This window comes from Salinimicrobium soli (assembly GCF_048323655.1).
GTDB lineage: Bacteria > Bacteroidota > Bacteroidia > Flavobacteriales > Flavobacteriaceae > Salinimicrobium > Salinimicrobium soli.
Map to the genome: position 1 here is coordinate 344,866 of NZ_JBLUWW010000003.1, position 18,983 is coordinate 363,848.

The window sequence follows — 18,983 nt, forward strand, 5'->3', positions numbered from 1 at the left end:
TTTTTTGAGATATTTCTATATTAGGGTCCTCAAAAAAGCCAAAACATGAAATTATTCCAAATGCCGGTACTCCTGCTGCTGTTCGTTCTGTTTGTTTTACCGGTTACGGGACAAACCGGGACGGACTATGACGTAGCTGCCCATTACACCAAAAGAGAAGTAGATATTATTATGCGTGACGGCATCAAGCTGCACACAACTATTTATTCTCCTAAAGATACCTCTAAAGAATACCCGATCCTGATGTCGCGAACTCCTTACAGTTCCCGTCCTTATGGTGAAGGGCAATTCCGGTCTAAGATCGGACCCAATGAATATTTGATGGAACAGGGAAACATAATTGTCTATCAGGATGTACGGGGTAGGTGGATGAGTGAAGGCATCTATGATAACATGCGGGCTTTTATTCCCAATAAATCAGGAAAGCAGGTTGATGAGGCCAGTGACACTTATGACACCATTGAATGGCTGGTAAACAATGTGGCGAACAATAATGGACGTGTAGGAGTTTGGGGTATTTCATATCCCGGGTTTTATTCTACCTATTCCCTTCTGGACAGTCACCCTGCATTAAAAGCGGTTTCTCCCCAGGCGTCTATATCCGATTTCTTTTTTGATGATTTTCACCACAATGGAGCTTATTTGTTGAGCTACTGGTATGCGACTGCATTATTTGGATATGAAAAAAATAAGCCGACAGATGAGGCCTGGTACGAGTTTCCGGAACTGGGAACCCAGGATCAGTACCAATTCTTTCTGGATGCAGGACCACTTAGCAATTTGGATAAATACTACAAAGAAGACAATGTCTTTTGGCAACAGCTTAAAGAGCATCCTAATTACGATGAATTCTGGCAGAAGCGCGGAATTCTGCAGCACCTAAATGACGTTGAGCCGGCGGTTATGATCGTGGGAGGCCTTTTTGACGCAGAAGACCTTTACGGGCCTTTCAATATTTATGAAACTATAGAAGAGACCAGCGACAACTTCAATATGCTGGTTATGGGGCCCTGGAGCCATGGAGACTGGGCAAGAACAAAAGAAAGACAGGCAGTTGGCAATGTATATTTTGGAGACAATATTTCCCGTGATTATCAAAAAGAGGTTGAAACAGTATTCTTTAACCACTTTTTAAAGGGGGACGCTGCTTCAGAAATTATACTTCCGGAAGCTTATATGTTCGATACCGGGTTGAAAACCTGGAAATCTTATGAAGCTTGGCCACCAAAAGCAGCTGTGAAAAAATCTATGTTCCTTGCGGGTGACCAGGACCTGGCGCCGACACCTGCTGCAGGAGCCGAAGAATTCGTTAGCGACCCAAAAAAACCCGTGCCTTATTCTGAAGATATTAAAGTGGTATTTACTCCGCGCAAGTACATGACAGATGATCAGCGTTTTGCTGCCCGTCGTCCGGATGTTCTTGTTTATGAGACAGAAGTTTTGGAAGAAGACATGACCCTTGCCGGAGAAGTTCTTGCGAAATTAAACGTTTCTACTACCGGAACGGCGGCAGACTGGGTAGTTAAGGTGATCGATGTATTTCCTCCGGACGCCGAGGGAACAGAAGAAATGCAGGATCATTTAAAAATGAGCAACTATCATATGATGGTGCGGAGTGAAGTGATGCGCGGCAGGTTCAGAAATAGTTTCTCTGATCCGGAGCCATTTGAGCCGAACAAAAAGACTGCCGTGAACATCAAGTTGCAGGATGTGCACCATACCTTCAAAAAAGGGCATAAACTGCAGATCCAAGTTCAAAGTACCTGGTTTCCGTTGATAGACTTAAATCCGCAGACATACGTCGACAATATTTTCAAAGCGAAGGAGTCGGACTTTAAGAAGCAGACGCATAAAGTATTTCATGATTCAGAGATCATATTTCAGGTACTGGAATAATTCTACTGCTGAATCCAAAACCAAAACACGCATTCCAAAAATGCGTGTTTTTTTTGCTATTTTCGGGACTGGAATTGCAAACCATTTTTTCCTTGAACACATATCAACAGAGCGAACCCGAATCGCAACTGAAAGTACTTCGGCTTAAAAATAAGAAGGGAGTAGATTTGGAGATCCTCAATTTTGGGGCGACTATTTCAGCTTTGAAATTTCCGGTAAAAGGAAAAATGATCAATGTAATTGTCGGTCCTGAAGATCCTCAAGAATATTTATCGACTGTATACCATGAAAAAGGGAAATATTTTGGGGCTTCCGTAGGGCGGTATGCCGGCCGGATCTCTGGAGGTGGCTTCGAATTGAATGGAAAGAAATATTCTCTGTGGACTCAAAATGAAGTACATCTGCACGGCGGAAAATTCGGTTTTTCCTATAAATTCTGGAAAGTAGAAAATCAAACGGAAGGTGCAGATCCTTCGGTAAGCCTTTCGTATTTAAGCGAGGACGGAGAGGAAGGTTATCCCGGGAATTTAAAAGTTTCGGTAAAATACACCCTCACAGAAGATAACGAGTTGAAGATTGACTACCGGGCAACTACAGATAAAGAAACAGTGGTGAACCTTACAAACCACGTTTATTTTAACTTAAACGGTCACGGAACAATTGACAACCATCAATTACAGGTGAATTCTGAAAAGATCCTGGAGGTGGATAAGAAGCAATTTCCTACAGGAAATCTAGTTTCCCTTGAAGGAAATCCTGAAAATTTTAGAGAACAGAAAAAGATCAATTCAATTGCCCTGGATACTACTTTCGTGCTCGAGAAGCAGGAGGAAAAAGAAAATATTTTCCTGAAAGGGGATGAAAGCGGAATTTCCCTAAAAGTTCATACGAATCAACCAGCCGTAGTGGTTTATGTGCCGGAGGATCTGCCCGATAATTGGAGGTACAAGAAGGAAATTGGAGAGCGCAGGGCAGCTATTTGTCTGGAAACACAGAATTATCCTGATGCTCCAAATCATAAAAATTTTCCGTCAGCCCTGTTGAAACCGGGAGAGGAATACCACAATTCCACTACCTGGAAATTCAGGATTAATAAGCACTAAATTTTTAAGCGTACTAAATACGTTTATTACAGTTTTAATTTTATATTTAACAAAATTTTTAGACATTGGCGCTGGAATGATTCATCCTCTGGTTTCAGAAGATCTGTGAGGTTGAACTAATTTATAACTACAACAGCTTATGGAATTCGCATTAATTGATCAGATCGTTTTCGGGTGTTATGCCCTTTTGATCATTGGGATTGGGTTATGGGTATCAAGAGGAAAAGGGAAATCTTCTGAAGATTATTTCCTTGCCAGTAAGTCTCTCCCGTGGTGGGCTATTGGTACTTCCCTGATTGCTGCCAACATTAGTGCAGAACAGTTCATTGGTATGTCGGGTTCCGGCTTCGCTATTGGGCTCGCCATTGCCTCCTACGAGTGGATGGCTGCTATTACCTTGATCATTGTTGGAAAATATTTTCTACCTGTTTTTATAGAAAAGGGCCTGTACACCATTCCGGAATTTATTGAAGTCCGTTATGGTACCAACCTCAAAACCATTTTGGCTGTTTTCTGGATCGCGCTTTTCATTTTCGTAAACCTCACCTCGGTACTTTACCTGGGAGCTACAGCACTGGATACTATTGTTGGTACGGGTGACGGTTCGATCTTCATGTATTCTATCATCGGCCTTGCTCTTTTTGCTGCCGCTTACTCGCTCTATGGTGGACTTGCAGCCGTGGCGTGGACAGATGTAGTGCAGGTAGTGCTGTTGATAGGCGGAGGGCTTATCACTACTTATATCGGTCTCTCTCATGTTTCCGGGACCGGCAGTGTCATTGACGGATTGGTTACGGTATATGAGCAGGTTCCTGAGAAATTTTCCATGATCCTTGAAAAAGGGGAAATTATTACTCCCAATGGGAAAGATGCCTGGTGGGATCTTCCCGGTCTTGCAGTGCTTTTAGGCGGTATGTGGGTTGCCAACCTTTATTACTGGGGCTTCAACCAGTACATAATTCAACGTACGCTCGCTGCGAAGAGTTTAAGGGAATCTCAAAAAGGGATCATTCTCGCCGGATTTCTAAAGCTGTTGATCCCGTTAATTGTAGTAATCCCCGGTATTATTGCTTATGTTATGAATACCGGGCCGGGCGGAGCTTTTTCTGAAGAGTTCACAGATCCGTCCTTTATTGCTGAAGGCGGAAGGATCATCAACGACAACGCTTTTCCTTGGTTGATCAAGGAATTTGTACCGATGGGGCTTAAAGGTCTCGTACTTGCTGCTTTGGCCGCTGCCATTGTTTCCTCCATTGCTTCGATGCTGAACTCTACCGCTACCATTTTTACAATGGATATCTACAAACCTTATATTGAGAAAAAGGCTTCCGAAGGAAGGCTGGTAGCAATTGGCCGGATTTCTGCGACCCTTGCGCTGGTAATTGCTGTGTTTCTTGCACCACAGCTTCGAAACCTGGGACAGGTTTTCCAATACATTCAGGAGTATACCGGAGTAGTGAGTCCGGGGATTTTGGCAGTCTTTATTCTCGGCTTGTTCTGGAGAAAGACTACCAATAATGCTGCTATTTTAGGAGTCTTGGCTTCCATACCAATCGCGCTCTACTTTAAAGTAGCTCCCAATGGCTGGAGTGATGCCGCTTTCTTCCTGGAATTGCCATTTATGCAACAGATGTTTGCAACCTGGATTCTAACTATGGCATTAATGGTGGTTATCAGTTTATATGAAACAGGAGGTAAGGATCATCCAAAATCAATTGTGATAACTAAAAACCTGTTCAAAACAGGTCCGGCATTCAACATTGGTGCTTTTGCGATCATGTTGATCGTGACCATGTTGTACGCCATTTTTTGGTAAATTTTAAATAAGTTATAAACAAGAAAGACCGGTTTTTCCGGTCTTTCTTGTTTATAAGGCTATCCAAAAATGGCATTTTTGGATGTTATTCTTTTGTGTAGTGTATTTCTGAAAGCTCTCTCAAAGTTTCTGCAGCCTGTTCGGCAGTTATATCCCGTTGCGGCCCGGCAAACATTTCATAACCTACCATGAACTTCTTTACGGTCTTTGAGCGTAGCAGCGGCGGATAGAATGACATGTGAAAATGCCATTCCGGATGCTCTTTTCCATCGGTGGGACTTTGATGAATTCCGGAGGAGTAGGGGAAGGAGGTTTGAAAGAGGTTGTCGTATTTAATAGTGAGCCTCTTCAGAATATCAGCAAACGCCTCTTCTTCTAAAGAATTTAATTGGCCGATGTGCTCTAAATGCTTCTTCGGAATGATCATGGTTTCATAAGGCCAGATCGCCCAGTAAGGAACAAGAGCTACAAAATGATCATTTTCAAGTACCAACCGCTCCTTAGCTTCGAGTTCCTGGTTGAGGTAATCACCCAATAAACTCCGCCCATTCTCCTGCCAGTATCTTTTCTGGTGATCTGATTTTTTTTCTACTTCCACCGGAATGGAATATTGAGACCAGATCTGCCCATGAGGATGCGGATTACTGCAGCCCATCAACTCTCCCTTATTTTCAAAGATCTGTACATAATTGATGTCTTTCCTGCTTCCCAGATCCTCATACTCTTCCTTCCATTTTTGGATCACTTTGACGATCGCTTCTTTTTTCATGACCGGCAAGGTGAGGGAATGATCTGGAGAAAAACAAACCACCCGGCAAATCCCGGTTTCACTTTGGGCAGTTAATAAACTGTTTTGATGTTCCTGGTGAGACCCGGAAGGAAGAAGTGCAGAAAAGTCATTTCTGAAGGTGTAAGGCTCTGTGTAATTTGGATTGGCATCTCCACTGGCGCGTACATTTCCCGGGCATAAAAAGCAATCAGGATCGTATTTTGGCCGTTGCTCTTCGGCTACTTTTTCCAGCTTACCCTGCCAGGGTCGTTTGGTGCGATGAGGGGAGACCAGCACCCATTCCCCGGTCAATATATTATACCTCCTGTGAGGCTGAGTATTGAATTCTTCGGTCATATTATTTTCTGATTAAATGGGTTCCTTCAGCCGGTAAGACCGGGATCGCTTCCAGCTGGATCCGGTACTTCTTCATGTAAGCTTCCGCAGCCATAGAAATAAATTCCTCCACTTGGTCTTTTTGGATAAGGTTGATCGTACAACCGCCAAATCCACCACCCATCATTCTGGCTCCCGCGATATAAGGAAATCCTTTTGTAAAATCAACCAGAAAATCGAGCTCCCTGCAGCTCACTTCGTATTCATCGCGAAGGCCTGCATGAGAAGCGTACATAAGGCTTCCGAAATTGTCCAGATCGCCGGTTTTGATCGCCTCTACCGCCTGCAGAACACGGTCATTTTCTTCGAGGACGTAGTGGGCGCGTTTATAAAGTACTTCGGAAAGCTTATTTCTGAATTCCTGCAGCATTGGAAAAGTGACTTCCCGTAAGGAGCTAACTTCCGGATATTTTTCCTGGATCTTTTTCACCACCTGCTCACATTCCTGTCTGCGGGTATTGTATTCACTTTCGGCCAGGCTGTGGGACACCATGGTATTCAACAAAAGTATCTTGTAATCTTTGAATTGTGCGGGCACAAACTTGGCTTCTAAGCTGCGGCAATCGAGCAGGATCAGGTGATCTTTTTTACTGAGGATCGACGCATACTGGTCCATGATCCCGCATTTAGTTCCCACGTAATTATGTTCTGCGTTTCTGGAAAGCTCAGCCATCGTCTTCCGGTCAAGACCGAGATCAAACAATTCGTTGAGGCCAAAAGCAAAACCGCCTTCCAGCGCTGCAGAAGAACTTATTCCTGCACCAACCGGTAGATCACTTTCGATCATACAATCGAAACTACCGGGTTCTTTTCCGAGTTTTTGGATTTCATTTACAACTCCAAGAATATAGTTTTCCCAGGTTTCTTCACTTCGGGAGATCTTCTTCAGGTCAAATGAAAAGCTCTTTTCATAAGTGCGGCTGAAAACATTACACGTGGATGGGGTGGAGTTCTTTGAAAAATGCAATCTGATACTTCGGTCGATCGCAGTAGGTAATACAAAACCATTATTATAATCGGTGTGTTCCCCGATCATATTGATCCTTCCCGGAGACTCAACTGTAAATTGTGCTTTGAAATCCCTGAAAAAAGCCGGAATTTTGTTATTATCTGTACTCAAGAATAACCATTTTAGATTAAGATCAAATATAATAAATGTAAATTTTACTTTTATTTTTTAGATCGATCAAAAATTTGTTTTAATTTTAAATACTAACCATCACCTCAATGTACAAAGAATTCGTTGAAAATGCAGAGCAGGAGCAGGATTCCTACAAAGGGAAAGACAAGATGTATGTCGCTATTGACTGTATAATTTTTGGATTTGATGCCGGCAGTTTAAAGCTTTTAATTTTCAAAAGAAGGGTAGAACCGTTAAAAGGGGAGTGGTCACTTATTGGAAGCTTTGTCAACCTGGATGAAGACGTTTCTGCAGCGGCAGGAAGGGTGCTGGAAGAGATCACCGGTCTCAAAGACGTTTTTATGGAAGAATTAAAAACCTATGGGGCTGCAGACAGGGATCCCGGGTATAGGGTTATTTCTATTGGGCAGTATGCTCTTATCAGGTTGAATGAATATGACAGGAAACTGGTAGAGGCACATGGTGCCGTTTGGCACGATGTGGATAAACTCCCTTCGCTGGTCCTGGACCATGACCAAATGGTACAGGATGCGCTCGAAAAATTAAAGGCTAAGGCTCGTTTTCAACCTATAGGATTTGAGTTGCTGCCTGAAAAATTTACTATTCCTCAATTGCAAAGCCTTTACGAGGCTATTTATCAAAAAGAACTGGACAGCCGTAATTTCAGAAAGAAAGTAATGTCTTATAATGTGTTGATCAAATTGGATGAGAAAGATAAGTCGTCTTCAAAAAGAGGGGCTTTCCTGTATAAATTCGATCACGCCCGATATAAAAAGCTGCTCCAGTCGGGGTATAACTTCGAGATATAGGTTCTTTTCGGGATCCAAAAAAGGGATTTTTTGGATGCTCTTTTGACGAAGGTTATTGCCCGGAAAAAACTTTCTTACAGAGGTTAAAAAATTCTTACAATTCTTTTTCAAATCGAAAATAATTGTAATATTTACGCTTAATATTCTGCTGTATGAAATCACAGTTAAAATCCCTGATTTTAGCGTGTTTAGCCCTTACTTTTTTCGGCTGTGAGTCCCTACCTCATGCCGATGAAGTAAGGGATCAGCAGCAGAAAACTTCCTACCGGACTACTGAAAACTTGAATGATGACTGGCAGTTTCGCCGGCTTTCAGACTCTCTGAATTCCGGCTGGGAATCTGTTTTTCTTCCCCATACTATAAGAATTGAACCCCTGGTGGTGAATGACCAATGGCAGGGTGAAGCAGTCTATAAAAAAGAATTTCGGGTAAATGAGATCTCAGACAGAAAATGGTTCTTTCATTTTGAAGGAGTCATGCAGGAAGCCGATGTTGAGATCAATGATTCCCCGGTCGAATCGCACAAAGGGGGATACTTGCCTTTTACAGTAGATGCCACCCCATTTTTAAAAAAAAATTCTCTCAACACGATTACCGTTCGTGTCAGGAACCTTGATAACTCTACTATTCCTCCCGGAAAACCTTTAGAAGGTCTGGATTTCAACTTTTATGGCGGTATTTACCGCAATGTTCAGCTTATCAAAACAGGTACTGTTTTTATTACCGATCCTGTTCACGCTGCTGAAGTCAACAGCGGCGGATTGCTGGTGCATTTTGATAGTATCAGTGAAGCTAATGCAGAGGGGTTTGTAAAAACACATTTTCAGAATGATTCCGAAGAGGAGAAAGAGATTGTGGTAGAAACAATTTTTACTTCCAAAGATGGCAGGACCTATAAATTCACGGCTCCTTCAGAAAATGTTTCCGCAGGAAGTTCACTGGCGGTCACTCAGCCGGTTTCTATTCCGCAGCCGGATCTATGGTCTCCGGATTCTCCCGCACTTTACGATCTCAAAGTTAGGTTGTTCGAGAACGGAGAAGAAATTGACCGAAAAGAAATCCGAACCGGAATCAGGGATATCTTTCTTTCTGAAGATGGATTTTATCTCAACGGAAAACGCCTTTTTTTGAATGGGACGAATCGTCACCAGGAATATCCGTTCATTGGATATGCTCTTTCAGATGAGGCGAATTACCGGGACGCTTACAAGATCAAGGAAGCCGGATTCAATTTCGTAAGGCTTTCTCATTATCCTCAAACAACTGCTTTTTACGAGGCCTGCGATGAACTGGGATTGTTGCTTATGGACTGTATTCCCGGCTGGCAATACTTCGGAAACGAGGAATTTCAGGAGAGAAGTCTGCAGGATATAAGGGACATGGCGCGTCGCGACCGAAATCACCCGAGTGTGGTTTTTTGGGAAAACTCCCTTAATGAATCAGGAATGACTCCGGAATTTATTGTCAAAGCCAATGAGGTTTTAAAAAAGGAACTTCCATATGAAGATACTTACAGCGCCGGGTGGATAGATCATCCCGCGTACGACCTCTTTACTCCGGCAAGACAGCATGCGAAACCACCCTATTACTGGAACCTATATAACACTACGAATCGCCCGATTCTTATTGCAGAATATGGCGACTGGGAATATTACGCGCAGAATGCCGGTTTTAACCAAACTGCGTTCAGTGATTTGCAGGAGGAGGAAAGAACCAGCAGGCAGTTGAGGAGTGCCGGCGAAAAAAGACTTTTGCAGCAGGCTTTCAATTTTCAGGAGGCGTTCAATTCAAACCTGAAAGGAGCACAAACAATAGGAATGGCAAACTGGCTCATGTTCGATTACAATCGGGGCTATAGTGACGATCTGGAGGCTTCAGGAATTGCAGATATATTTAGAATTCCTAAATTCAGTTACTACTTTTATAAGAGTCAAAAAGAACCTTATTCGGGAGCATTCTCAGAACCCATGGTGTTCATAGCGAGCTACTGGACGAAAGGATCTTCAAAAAAGATCACGGTTTTTAGCAACACAGAAGAAGTTGCACTATACCTGAACGGTAAACTTTTGGCGAAGAAAAAACCGAAGGCAGACCAGTTTTCTGATGAACTGCCACATCCGCCTTTTAATTTTGAGGTAGACGAATTTGAGCCGGGAGAATTAAAGGCAGAAGGTTTTATTGATGGTAAAAGGGTAGCGGAACATGTTGTAAGAACACCCGAAAAAACAGCTTATATCAAATTGGAGGCAGATCTTTCAGGAAAAGACCTGGCAACAACTTCACCTGATGTGATTTTCATTTACGCCAAGATCACCGATGCCAATGGAACCCTGGTGCCTTCGGCCAATCATCCGGTCACTTTTAGGCTAGAGGAAAATGAAAATGCAGAATTGATTGGAGAGAATCCTGTAAATGCAGAAGCCGGTATTGCTTCAATATTGCTTCGGGTGAATAAGCCAACTTCAGATATTGTCATATACGCAAACTCCCGGGATCTTTCCGAAGCTACAATAACTATTGAAAAATAAGAAAAGATGAACCAATATTTCAAACCTGGAATTCTGGTGCTTTTTAGCACCTTTTTACTTTGTCTGAATGCTTATTCACAGGAAGGAGAAGATGTGTATGTCAATGACAAAGGCATTATGTATTGGAGTGGGACCAATGAAGAGGTAAAAGGTTTTGGAGTGAATTACACTGCACCTTTTGCTCATGCTTTTCGCACGGCCAAACGAATGGATGTGGATCTAAAAAAGGCAATTGATGACGATATTTATCACTTCTCCAGGTTGGGTTTTGACCTGTACAGAATACATGTTTGGGATACCGAAATAAGTGATGAAAAAGGAAATTTACTGGAAAACGAACACCTGGACCTTTTCGATTATCTCCTGAGCAGACTAAAGGAGAAGAATATTAAGTTTATGATAACCCCCATTGCCTATTGGGGAAATGGCTGGCCCGAACCCGATGAAGATACTCCCGGATTTGCGCATAAATACGGAAAAGACAAAAGCCTCACCGATCCTGAAGCAATTAAAGCTCAGGAAAACTACCTGGCTCAGTTTGTCAATCACATCAATCCATATACGGGCGTAGCTTATAAAGATGAGCCTTTCATGATTGGTTATGAGGTAAGTAATGAGCCTCACCATAGAGAATCTCCTGAAAAAGTAAATGAGTTCATTCAGAAAATGGTGGCTGCCATTAGATCTACAGGTACCAAAAAGCCCATATTTTACAACGTTAGCCATAGTATACAGTTGGCCAAAACTTATGCGGAAAGTGGTATACAGGGAGGAACTTTTCAATGGTATCCTACAGGGCTTGGCTTTGCCAAAGAGCTGGAGGGTAACCTGCTGCCGAATGTAAACGAATACAGGATTCCTTTTGTAGAAATGTGGCAGGAAAAAGGCCTCGCTAAACTTGTCTACGAATTTGATGCGGCAGACGTAATGAAGACCTATATGTATCCTGCCATGGCCCGTAGCTTCAGGCAGGCCGGGATCCAGTTTGCCACTCATTTTGCGTATGATCCTACCTTTATGGCGTATGCGAATACTGAATACAACACGCACTACATGAACCTGGCTTACACTCCGGGGAAAGCTATTGCATTGATGATCAGTGGAGAGGTCTTTCACCGGCTTCCCATGTACAAAGACCTCGGAAAATATCCGCAGAACCTGATTTTTGGGGATTTCAGGATCAGTTATGAGCAGGATCTGGCCGAAATGAATTCGGAAGAAAAATTTCTCTACACCAATTCTACCGAAACCAGGCCGAAGGCTCTTAAAAAGCTGAAGCAAGTGGCTGGAGTGGGGAATTCTCCGCTGGTTCAGTATGAAGGGAACGGTGCTTATTTTCTGGATAAATTGGATGAGAATACCTGGAGGTTAGAAGTAATGCCGGATGCTATTTTAGTAGGTAATCCTTTTGGAAGGAACAGCCCTGAAAAAACGGTGGCAGTGATCAATCATCGGGAATGGCCCATGCATCTCGATCTTCCGGGATTGGGAGGTGATTTTCGGGTGAGCGGACTCAATGCCGGGAATACCTATTCAAAAATGGCTTCGGAAGGATCTTTTTCAGTTAGCCCCGGAACTTATTTAATTTCAAGAGGAGGCAGGGAATTCAAAGGATCAAAGGAGTGGCCACAGGAGCGCTTGACTGCTTTTGTAGCTCCTGAAACAACAGTTGACAGAACTTATGTTCTGCATGAACCGTTGAAGGAAATTACACCTTCTTCTGAAGCCAATTTTTCCGCAGAAATTATTTCTGATGAGAAAATAGAAAAAGTGGAAGCCTGGTTCAGGAATGGTAATAGCTATGAATCTGCTGAATTAGAGTGGGAGAAAGCCTATACCTATGTTGCTGAAATCCCGAAGGGGGTACTCAAAAAAGGCTTTTTGGAGTACCGTATCATTGTGAGAACCGAGAAGAGCTCCTTCACTTTTCCTGCAGGCGTAGAGGGTAATCCCGGAGAATGGGATTTCTATGCAAACGACAGCTATTCTACCCGTATCGTTGAACCTGAAGCTCCTATTTATCTTTTTAACGCCTTTGAAGATGCTGATTATGTGGTAGGGCAGTGGTCTCCCGGAAATAATCTCATACCTACAGACAAACCGGGAGAAGCAGAATACCAGGTGAATCTTGAGCAGCTGTTCAAAGAAGATCCCGAAAACACGGAGGCTGCACCAATCTATGATTATTCGTTGAGGTATAATTTTGAGAAGAGAACAGAAGGCCGCGAATTAAAAAATTGGAATAAGCTGGTAATAAAGGCACATGCTGCCGGTGAAAAGGCTGAAAAATTGCAGGTCGCCTTTATTAATGAGCAGGGAAAAGCTTTTGGAACTACAATAGATCTACAACCCCGAGAGCTGCAGGAGTATGAAATTGCTTTGTCTGAACTTCAGCCGGTAAAAACCGTGACTCTCCCAAGACCATATCCTACGTTTCTGCCGTACTATTTTGATCACGCTTTGAAAGACGATTTTAAACTGGAGGAAATGGAAAGCCTTCAATTTTCCATTGGCCCCGGTTTAAAAGATGAGGAGCTAAAAACACCACATGCCATAGGGATTGTTTCAGTCAGGTTGGAGAAATAGAAATTTAAATTATTGACATTAGGAAAGTCCGGTGGATCACCGGACTTTTTTGTTGCAGATTGCTGGGATCTACTTCTGAGATAATGCTTTAGTTTCAGGAAGACTAGCTGATATTTCCCTTTTTAATACTTTCAGAGGTTGTGGTGTATATCTTATTTCAAATATGCCACTCCAAGGATTACCCAATTAAAAGTAAACTCTTATCGGATTAATAAAGCATAAAAAAAGGCTGCCAATTGGCAGCCTTTTTAGTTAATGGCAGCTGAGATTATTCTCCCACTTCTATTAAGATATATCTTCCGGTTAGATCATTGAACCAGATGTCATAGTTTCCAGCCACTACAGGAATGTTTGGTCCGTCCTGTGTTGCGGTACCGCTAGGGAAAGTATTACCACCCCAGTTTTTGCCCCAGTCGTTGGCAGCACGGAATTTCATCTCACCGTCATTGATTGCGGAACCATTCACATACCAGATATGTGGATCGAAAGTAGACTGTGTCAAATCTGTATCATTATCCCAGGCACCCGGAGTTGCATCTCCAATATACCCTATGGTTGTAAAGGTTGCAGCTCCTGAAGCATCATAGGATTCCAACGTGTAAGTCATAGCTTCAATGTCAATAGTGAAGGTATAGTAACCTGGAGAAGGTACGGCTATTGGAGATGGATCTGCTACATCTTCAGTCGGTCTGTATACAAGGTTTCCATTTTCGCCACCATATTGTGGTGCCCATGCTCCTTTTTTCTCAATTACTTTTATACCTCCGGTACCAAGTTTACCGGTATAGTAGTAAATGTTTTCATCTACTGGATCTCTAAAAAGAGGATAGTTATTACTGGTCGCAGTGTTATCCCATCCTGTAGGTGAAGCATCCCCTACCAAATACAGGTTAAGATAAACTGGTTCTACAGGTATAGTTGCAGAAAAAGAAACCACATTAGATTCGTGAGCCATTTCTCCAGCTGTTCCCGGAGAAGCAACCACTTTAAAATAAAGAGTTATAGTATTGTTATCCTCAGTCAATCCAGCATCTCTGGTAAGTTTGATAAGTTGTTCAGCAGTTACATCTAAATTATTTGTAGATGTAGTTCCCAATACCTCAGGATTATCAAAGGTTTCAGTCAGGGAACCCTGCAGTTCATAATTGATATTTGTAGGCACATCAACATCAATCTCGTTCCAAACAAATCGTTCTACTACATCTGTAGGATCCATTTCGGTAAGATCATAAGACCCTGCAAAGGCACTGGTAAAGTGAATTCCCTCTGCATCAGGATTCGCTATGAATACCACGTCATCATCACTTGTACAGGAGTTTAAACCTATAAGAGTGACAAAAGCTAAAAATAATATTGAAAGTTTTTTCATTTTTCTTGATTTAATATAAATGTTAGTATCCTGGATTTTGTGTTAGGTTGGTATTAACTCCCAGATCGGAAGCAGGAATAGGAAAAATGTTCCTGAATGCAGCTGTAGTAGTTCCCTGAGGAACATTTCCTTTCCAAGCCCAAGTACCACTAGTAGTAAATTGACCGAACCTGATCAGGTCTGTTCTTCTTTTAGCTTCCCAATACAATTCACGGCCTCTTTCAGCAAGAATGAAATCAAGGGTTAGCTGACTATCGTTAACTGTTCCACCCGGAACACTGTAAGCGCGATCTCTTAGTTCATTAATATATCCAAGTGCTTGTGCACGGCTTCCTCCGCCTCCGCGAAGTACAGCTTCTGCGTACATCAGGTAAACATCTCCCAATCTAAACAGCGGGAAATCTGTATCAGGGAACACCTTGTCCTGTCCCGGGTTTCCGTTAGAGTCAAGGTTTTTGAATTTAGTAATTGCATAACCATCAGTAAAACTTGAAATGGTGGAAATCTCGAGCGTATGCCCGTCAGTCCAGAACATTTCTCGTTCGTCTGCTGAATTAGCGCCACCTGGGAACAAGTTCACAAATTCAGGAGTTGTTCTTAAACCTGCCCAACCTCCGTCAGGTACACCATAAAGATCGGCCATATCCCCATCGAGGGCTGCATTTATTATAAAGGTCATTCCACCATAAGAAAGGGTATTGATTCCATCAAAACGAATTGGGAAAATGATCTCTTTTTGTGCACCATTCAGGTCATTATCTGCTAAGAACAACTTTTGATAGTCATCTACCAATTGGAATTGTCCCGAATTAATGATCTTTTCAGTATAAGTTATTACGTCAGCATAATGATCTGTCCCGTTATACTGCTCAGCGTTGAGATATAATTTTGCTAGGAGGAACCATACGGCAGCTTGATCTGCACGTCCATATTCGTTCTGACCAGCAGCAACAATAGAGTTTTCAATATCCAGCAATTCACTTTCAATAAAATCAAAAAGGTCAGCCCTTTCGATCTGTGGAGGTAAAAATGCACCGATAGGGTCATTTTCAGTGATGAAAGGAGGATTTCCAAAGAGGTCTAAAGCGTGGTAATAGCTTAAGGCTCTAAGGAATCTGGCTTCGGCTCTAAAATTTTGAACCTCTGCATTCTCAGTTCCCTCTGTTTGTCTTAAAAATGCATTTGTCTGTGCAACCTGATAAAGGATCCTGGAGTACATGGTACGAATAAACTCGTTACCAGATGTCCAGTTCTGTCCGTGAAGGTCAGCGATGGTACCGTCATTCCAGCCAATTACTGCTTCATCTGTAGGTAACTCCTGCAGCATCCAGTAAAGTCGGAGGTATTGTGAAAACCCTTCATCCAATCCGCTAAGGTCAGCATCTCCGGCAGGTCCCTCCTGACCACTTACTGCCAACCCGGCATATAGCTTCGCCAGGAACTGTTTATAGGCAGCCGCATCCCGAAAGATCTCTTCAGCTCCCTGCCTGTCGTCTTCAGGAGATAAATCCAATTCACTCTCACAAGCCCCGAAAAGGGTGAGGCTCATAAAAATGATTAAGAATGTTTTAAATCTACTATACATATTCTTCTTTTTAGTTTATTCAATTAAAATGTAAGGTTTAGACCCAGAGCATAAGTGCGTGGTCTAGGATAGAAGTTATTATCTATACCTCCCGCGATCTCAGGATCAAGTCCCTTATAATCGCTTATTGTAAGAACATTTGTGGCAGTTAGAGAAGCTCTGAAATCCACTTTTTCCCCAGGTATAAGATATCCTACAGAAATGTTATCCAGTTTCACGAAATCAGCATTTCTCACATAGTAATCAGAGAAAAATTGGCTTTTTTCAAACTCAGTGGTCAGCACATTTGAGTTGAAATTCGAATAATATGGTGCAGGAGTAACTGTACCTGCTCCAACGAATCCTGTACTTGACTGGGTGTTGTTATACATGTACCCGCCAAAGCTACCTCTGAAGGTAAAGCTGAAGTCAAAGTCTCTATAGTTGAAACTGTTGGTCAATCCCATATAGAAGTCAGGAGACGCCTTTTTGTATGGCTGTCTGTCAGCTTCTGTAATTACGTTGTCCCCGTTCACATCCACATAGGCTCCTTCAATAGGATCTCCGTTGGAATCATAAACCTGGCGGTACACGAAGAAAGTGGTAGGATCAATACCGGTTTTCCACAACTGGATGGTGTTACCTACACCTCCGCTAATTCCTCCCTGGGGGATGAAGAAGTTTGGATTTTCACCTAAAGATAATTTTGTGATCTCAAGATCCTGGAAGGTAATGTTGTAATTGACATTCCAATTGATAGCATCAGTTTGAACGATCTTTCCGTTCAACCCAATTTCAAGTCCTTTACTTACAGTTTCTCCAACATTGGTTAATAACTGGTCAGATAAATTTGCTCCGGCAGGAACAGGAACGAAGGCAAGAAGACCATCTGTTGTTCTGTGGTAAGCATCTACGCTACCGCTAAAACGGTCATTAAAGAATCCGAAATCCAGACCTACGTTGTAAGTCTTAAGTTCTTCCCATTTAAGGTTAGCATCAAATTCTTCAGGCCTTAAAGTATTGTAAAAAGTATTTCCGAATTGATAGCTTGCTCCGGTTTTACTTGGAGAATAATAAGCAATATACCCGTAGTTGTTACCTACTTCCTGGTTTCCGGTCACCCCGTAACCTGCTCTCAGCTTTAATTCAGAAAGTGTTTCCGAATCTTTCAGGAAATCTTCATTATTGATCTTCCACCCAACTGACACAGCGGGGAAAGAACTCCAGCGGTTATCTTTACTGAAACGGGAGGACCCATCCATACGATAACTTCCTGAAATAAGATATTTATCAGCGATATCAAAACTTGCTCTCGCAAAGTAAGATTCCAGAGCGTTTCGGTTCTTAACTAATGGAGTAATAACTAAATTATTTTCAGCCTGGTAATCGGCATATTTGGTCTGACTGGAAATGAAGAACTCCTGGTAGGAATGTCCTGCAGTAAGATCAACATTCGTATTAATGGCTTCAATAACAGGCTTGTAATTGAAATAGAAATCTAAAAGCGTGTTACGGTTGAATCCCCAGTAAACTTCATTGTCAGGAATTGGCTGTGTTACTACTGCCGAAGTCAGTGGTCTACGGTTATAGCCGTCATTTTCTGCGTAGTCAACACCTGCGTTCAGATTGAACCTAAGTCCTTCTAAAAATGGTAAACGGTAATCAACGTTGAAGTTTGTTATAACACGATCAGTTTGTCCGTGAGAATCTCTTTGTTTAAGAAGGGCAAGTGGGTTGCGGGTGGCAAGGCCATATGCATCATTCCCGTTTCTAAACTCAAAGTATCCGCCAAATGGGCTGGATGGATCATAGATCGGTTGAGTTGGGTCAAAATTGACTGCTGCACCAATTGCTCCCTGATCAGCGAAGTCGTTTTCGTCCATACTTCCTTTAGCAGTAAGGGTTAATTTTAGGTCATTATCCAGGAAATCTCCGTTAAGAGCAAGGTTAATAGCATTTCTTGTGTAACGGTCAGTCTTTAGTACACCTGTTTGATTGGTATGGTTAAAGTTGACGCGGTAATAAATGTTATCAAATCCCTGTGATACTGTAAAGTTATGAATGGATCCTAAAGCGGTTTGATAGATCTGGTCCTGCCAGTCAGTATTGGCTTCTCCTAAAAGGCTGAGATCAGTTCCAGGAGTGTTTTCAATTAAATTTCTGAATTGATCTGCATCAAGAACATCTACAGTTTCTGTAATTGTTCCTACTGAAGCATCCAGATTGTATTCAAACTTAAGACCTGAATCTTTTTTACCTTTTTTGGTAGTAATAAGGATTACCCCGTTAGAAGCTCTTGATCCATAAATTGCAGTTGCTGAAGCATCTTTCAAAACCACAAAGTCCTCAATTTCATTCGGGTTAATGGCGTTGAGCTGGTTTCTTACTCCCTGAACTCCACGCTGGTCAAGTGGCAATCCGTCAACAACGATCAATGGTGAGTTGTTTGCAGAAAGAGAAGAACCTCCTCGAATTCTAATTTCACCACCACCACCTGGAGCTCCGTTTCCTCCGGTAATTCTTACCCCGGCAGATTTCCCTGAGATCAACTGTTCAGGAGATACAATTGCTCCCTTGTTGAATTCTTCACTGGAAATTTGTTCTACAGATCCTGTGGCATCTTGTCTTCGTGTGGAACCGTATCCAATAAGCACGACTTCTTCAAGTACAGCCGTATCTGGCCCCAGAGTTACATTTATAGTCTCCTGGCCTGTATATGGAATTTCCTGTGTGGCGAATCCTAAATAGGAATAGACGATCACATCGTCCAGATCTACGCCGTCAAGGGTGTATTCCCCATCGAAGTTGGTTGTGGTACCTGTTGTGGTACCTTTAATAATAACGTTTGCACCCGGTATAGGCATGCCGGTATCCCGTTCTGTAACAGTTCCGGACACCGTTGATTGTGCAAAAAAGCTCAAAGGCATCATAAACAACAGAAGCAATGAACTTTTAATAAGTGTTCTCATAGATTGAATGTTAGGTTTTACTTTTATTTTAACCTTA

At 42.4% G+C, this 18,983-nt stretch carries 11 protein-coding genes; 6 read left to right on the plus strand and 5 right to left on the minus strand.

Annotated elements, in window-relative coordinates:
- Positions 1-45 precede the first annotated feature (45 nt).
- The 3 genes from ACNORC_RS11045 (at position 46) to ACNORC_RS11055 (ending at position 4,815) form a co-directional block, all read left to right on the plus strand.
- Positions 46-1,896: a CocE/NonD family hydrolase gene (locus tag ACNORC_RS11045; RefSeq protein ID WP_418335699.1), complete on the plus strand. Its 1,851-nt coding sequence runs from the start codon at positions 46-48 to the stop codon at positions 1,894-1,896.
- A 92-nt stretch (positions 1,897-1,988) separates the two neighbouring features.
- Positions 1,989-2,999 carry an aldose epimerase family protein gene (locus tag ACNORC_RS11050; protein ID WP_418335700.1) on the plus strand — a complete coding sequence of 337 codons (1,011 nt, stop codon included), beginning with the start codon at positions 1,989-1,991 and terminating at the stop codon, positions 2,997-2,999.
- 139 nt (positions 3,000-3,138) lie between these two features.
- A complete protein-coding gene (locus ACNORC_RS11055; RefSeq protein WP_418335701.1) occupies positions 3,139-4,815 on the plus strand; it encodes a sodium/sugar symporter in 1,677 nt (558 codons plus the stop codon).
- 85 nt (positions 4,816-4,900) lie between these two features.
- Here ACNORC_RS11055 and ACNORC_RS11060 read toward each other — a convergent pair whose 3' ends face one another.
- The gene (locus ACNORC_RS11060; RefSeq protein WP_418335702.1) at positions 4,901-5,941 is read right to left on the minus strand and encodes a UDP-glucose--hexose-1-phosphate uridylyltransferase; all 1,041 of its coding nucleotides are present in this window, start codon (positions 5,939-5,941) and stop codon (positions 4,901-4,903) included.
- Position 5,942: 1 nt separating this feature from the next.
- A complete protein-coding gene (gene galK / locus ACNORC_RS11065; protein WP_418335703.1) occupies positions 5,943-7,100 on the minus strand; it encodes a galactokinase in 1,158 nt (385 codons plus the stop codon).
- Between the two features lie 107 nt (positions 7,101-7,207).
- On the opposite strand from galK, the gene ACNORC_RS11070 reads away from it, so the two are divergent.
- The 3 genes from ACNORC_RS11070 (at position 7,208) to ACNORC_RS11080 (ending at position 13,044) form a co-directional block, all read left to right on the plus strand.
- Positions 7,208-7,930: an NUDIX hydrolase gene (locus tag ACNORC_RS11070; RefSeq protein WP_418335704.1), complete on the plus strand. Its 723-nt coding sequence runs from the start codon at positions 7,208-7,210 to the stop codon at positions 7,928-7,930.
- Between the two features lie 152 nt (positions 7,931-8,082).
- Entirely contained in the window at positions 8,083-10,458 is a 2,376-nt protein-coding gene (locus tag ACNORC_RS11075; RefSeq protein WP_418335705.1) for a glycoside hydrolase family 2 TIM barrel-domain containing protein, read from the plus strand.
- A gap of 6 nt (positions 10,459-10,464) precedes the next feature.
- The gene (locus ACNORC_RS11080; RefSeq protein ID WP_418335706.1) at positions 10,465-13,044 is read left to right on the plus strand and encodes a cellulase family glycosylhydrolase; all 2,580 of its coding nucleotides are present in this window, start codon (positions 10,465-10,467) and stop codon (positions 13,042-13,044) included.
- Between the two features lie 268 nt (positions 13,045-13,312).
- Here the strand turns inward: ACNORC_RS11080 and ACNORC_RS11085 are convergent, their stop codons facing one another.
- The 3 genes from ACNORC_RS11085 to ACNORC_RS11095 are packed head-to-tail and all read right to left on the minus strand — an operon-like array spanning position 13,313 to position 18,946.
- On the minus strand, positions 13,313-14,413 hold the full coding sequence (locus ACNORC_RS11085; protein WP_418335707.1) for a SusE domain-containing protein: 1,101 nt from the start codon (positions 14,411-14,413) through the stop codon (positions 13,313-13,315).
- Between the two features lie 22 nt (positions 14,414-14,435).
- On the minus strand, positions 14,436-15,962 hold the full coding sequence (locus ACNORC_RS11090) for a RagB/SusD family nutrient uptake outer membrane protein (RefSeq protein WP_418335708.1): 1,527 nt from the start codon (positions 15,960-15,962) through the stop codon (positions 14,436-14,438).
- A 59-nt stretch (positions 15,963-16,021) separates the two neighbouring features.
- Positions 16,022-18,946 carry a SusC/RagA family TonB-linked outer membrane protein gene (locus tag ACNORC_RS11095; protein WP_418335709.1) on the minus strand — a complete coding sequence of 975 codons (2,925 nt, stop codon included), beginning with the start codon at positions 18,944-18,946 and terminating at the stop codon, positions 16,022-16,024.
- Positions 18,947-18,983: the final 37 nt, after the last annotated feature.

Bases quoted from the DNA above. Each gene is read 5' to 3' on its own strand.
- ACNORC_RS11095 (WP_418335709.1), bottom strand. From the start codon at position 18,946: ATGAGAACACTTATTAAAAGTTCATTGCTTCTGTTGTTTATGATGCCT.
- ACNORC_RS11080 (WP_418335706.1), top strand. From the start codon at position 10,465: ATGAACCAATATTTCAAACCTGGAATTCTGGTGCTTTTTAGCACCTTT.
- ACNORC_RS11055 (WP_418335701.1), top strand. From the start codon at position 3,139: ATGGAATTCGCATTAATTGATCAGATCGTTTTCGGGTGTTATGCCCTT.
- ACNORC_RS11045 (WP_418335699.1), top strand. From the start codon at position 46: ATGAAATTATTCCAAATGCCGGTACTCCTGCTGCTGTTCGTTCTGTTT.
- ACNORC_RS11090 (WP_418335708.1), bottom strand. From the start codon at position 15,962: ATGAGCCTCACCCTTTTCGGGGCTTGTGAGAGTGAATTGGATTTATCT.
- ACNORC_RS11060 (WP_418335702.1), bottom strand. From the start codon at position 5,941: ATGACCGAAGAATTCAATACTCAGCCTCACAGGAGGTATAATATATTG.
- ACNORC_RS11085 (WP_418335707.1), bottom strand. From the start codon at position 14,413: ATGAAAAAACTTTCAATATTATTTTTAGCTTTTGTCACTCTTATAGGT.
- ACNORC_RS11075 (WP_418335705.1), top strand. From the start codon at position 8,083: ATGAAATCACAGTTAAAATCCCTGATTTTAGCGTGTTTAGCCCTTACT.
- ACNORC_RS11070 (WP_418335704.1), top strand. From the start codon at position 7,208: ATGTACAAAGAATTCGTTGAAAATGCAGAGCAGGAGCAGGATTCCTAC.